The sequence below is a fragment of the Burkholderia sp. SIMBA_062 genome, from assembly GCF_046534765.1.
Lineage (GTDB): Bacteria > Pseudomonadota > Gammaproteobacteria > Burkholderiales > Burkholderiaceae > Burkholderia > Burkholderia ambifaria.
This window is the reverse complement of the sequence record NZ_JAWRYD010000277.1, coordinates 1-271: the sequence shown is the minus strand read 5'-3', so window position 1 is coordinate 271 and position 271 is coordinate 1. Positions and strand designations below refer to the sequence as shown.

At 70.8% G+C, this 271-nt stretch carries 1 pseudogene; it reads left to right on the top strand.

The features are described 5' to 3' along the window. Positions 1-271: pseudogene (locus SB786_RS36350) on the top strand (EmrA/EmrK family multidrug efflux transporter periplasmic adaptor subunit); the annotation flags it as partial.

Here is a 271-nt window from a genome sequence, read left to right as displayed (position 1 = left end):
CGCTGGTCGAACTCAATGGCGTGGATGCCCAGTTGGCGCTCGCGGCGGCGCAGGCCCAGCTGGCCCGCACGGTGCGGCAGGTACGCGGGCAGTTTGCCGCGGTCGGCCAGGATCGCGCCAATGTGGCGATACGCACGGTAGATCTGGCGCGGGAGCAGGAAAACATGACGCGGCGCACGGCGCTGGTCGCAAGCGGGGCGATCTCGGGCGAGGAACTGATCCACGCGCGGCATGCCGTACGCGCTGCGCAGGCCGCGCTGACCATGGCCAG